Source organism: Mycobacterium sp. (assembly GCF_050701675.1).
Taxonomy (GTDB): Bacteria; Actinomycetota; Actinomycetes; order Mycobacteriales; family Mycobacteriaceae; genus Mycobacterium.
In genome coordinates this window covers 1-2,193 of sequence record NZ_JBOGDD010000790.1, presented here as the reverse complement: position 1 = coordinate 2,193, position 2,193 = coordinate 1, and the positions used below count along the sequence as shown (strand labels likewise).

2 protein-coding genes are annotated in these 2,193 nt (G+C 68.4%); both read right to left on the bottom strand.

Annotation, left to right across the window (positions count from 1 at the left end; translation table 11 throughout):
• Positions 1 to 759: CoA-binding protein (locus ACRDUX_RS24185; protein WP_526417270.1), on the bottom strand; the 759-nt coding region annotated here is incomplete at its 3' end.
• A 9-nt stretch (positions 760 to 768) separates the two neighbouring features.
• Positions 769 to 2,193 (bottom strand): phytoene desaturase family protein (locus ACRDUX_RS24180; protein ID WP_526417268.1); only part of this gene is annotated, 1,425 nt, incomplete at its 5' end.

Below are 2,193 nucleotides of genomic sequence, written 5' to 3'. Positions count from 1 at the left end.
CGCACCCGAGTGCGCCGCCACCATCGCCTGCCCTCGCGGGGACCGGCCGACCGGCAGAATCACCGCGGGCACGCCCTTTTCGTGCGCCCTGTGCAGGGCCGCCCGGAGCCTGGGCACCGCGCGGGGGGTCTCCAGCAGCAGCGCAATCAGTTCGGTACCCGTGTCGAGGGCATAGTCGACGTAATCCGCGGTGTCCGTGACGAGCTCTTGGCCCGACGACACGGCGAGACGGAACCCGAACCCGCGCCGGGACCTCAGCAACGTGGAGAACGCCGACCCGGAGTGCGTGACGAGGCTGACGCCGCCCGGCGGCACGGGGTCCGGCTCCAGGTATCCAAGGGCGCGCAGGCCGGTTGCGTTGTTGACGAAGCCCATGCAGCCCGCGCCGCACAGCGCCATACCCGCCTCGGATGCAACGGCGGCCACCTTGTCGCGGACGCCGTTCGCAGCGCCGAACACGACGGCGGACCGCGCCCCGGCGTCGGCGGCGGCGGCCACCTGGTCGACCAGCGCGGTGTCCGGCACCCCGAGCAGCACCAGGTCGACCGGCTCGTCGAGGTCGGCGAGCGATGACGCACATGGCAGATCGCCGATGCTGTCGTAGCGCGGATTGACCAGATGCATTCGGGCCGAACTTCGTTGCGCTTCGATGATCATCCTGGCGCCGAAGCTGTCGGGCCGGGCACTGGCGCCCACGACCGCCACCGACCGCGCCCCCAGCATCGAGGCCACCGCGGCCCGGCGTGCGTCGTCGCCCACGGGAACGCCCTAGGACCGGCGGTTCAGCACGGCGCGTATCCGCCCATCGGCCCGCTTCTTGTCGGCCAGCGCGGCCCTCGCGGCCTGCCAGCCGGGGATGCCGCACACCCCACCGCCGGCGTGGGTGGCCGAGCTGCCGTTGTAGAGCCCGGCGATCGGCGTTCGGTAGTCGGCGAAACCGGGTGCGGGCCGCATGTGGAACAGCTGTTCCAGGGAGAGTTCACCGTGGAAGATGTTGCCGCCGATCAGGCCGTACTCCTGCTCCATCTCGTGCGGACCGACGACGTCGCGGTGCAGAACCGACGATTTGAAGCCCGGCGCGACCTGATCGTAGAGATCGATGAGCCGATCGGCGTAGGCGTCGAGCTCCTGGGTGTGCGGCTCCTGGCTCCACTCCGCGGGCACCCACTGCGTGAATAGCGACATGATGTGGGTGCCATCGGGATTGAGGGTCTTGTCGAGGGTGGTGGGGATGACGCCGTCACTGAAGGGCATCAGCGCAGGCTTACCGGTGCGAGCCTCCTGGAACGCCGCCTCGATGTACTCCATCGTGGGAGCCATCTCCACGGATCCGGTGAGATGCTCGGCGATCCCCGAGCTGGGGTCGGCGGTGAAGTTGGGCAGTTCACCCAGCGCGAGATTGATCTTCACGACGCCGCTGCGGGTCTTCCAGTGCTCGATGTCGTTGACGAAGTCGTCGGGCAGTTCGGCGCGGGGAATCTGGTCCAGGAACGCGGTGCGGGGATGCAGTGTGGTGACGACCAGCGGGGCGCTGATCTCGTCACCGTTCTCGAGGACTACTCCCCGAACCTTGCCATTGCGCACGTTCAGACGGGAAACCCTTGCCTTGGTGCGGATCTCGGCACCGAAACTGCGGGCAGAGCGGGCGATGGCCTCCGAAACGCCGCCCATGCCACCCTCCGGGAAGCCCCAGCTGCCGAGCTGCCCGTCGCCGACGTCACCGATCGAGTGGTGCGCCATGACGTATGCGGTGCCGGGCTCGTACGGCCCGGCCCACGTTCCTATCACTCCGTTGACGGCCAATGCGCCTTTTATTTGCGGTGATTCGAACCAGTCGTCGAGCAGGTCGGCGATGCTCATGGTCAGCAGCCGGGTGACGTCGCCCATCATGCGGGTGGTCATCCCACGCTGACTCCAACCAAGCTTGGCGAGGCCGAGAAGGTCCGACGGCTTCCGCGACCCGATGTTGGGCGGCACCTGGGTGAGCAGCGGCCCCATCACGTCGGCGATGCCCTCCAGCCACTCGTTCCACTTGGGCCATGCGTCGGCGTCCTTCTTGGAGAACTTGGCGAGCTGCTCGTGCGTGCGGGCCGGGTCGTCCTCGTAGATCGTCAACGAGCCGCCCTCGGGAAACGCCTGGTAGTACGGCCCCATCGGGTGCACCTTGTAGCCGTAGCGCTCGAGGCCGAGGTC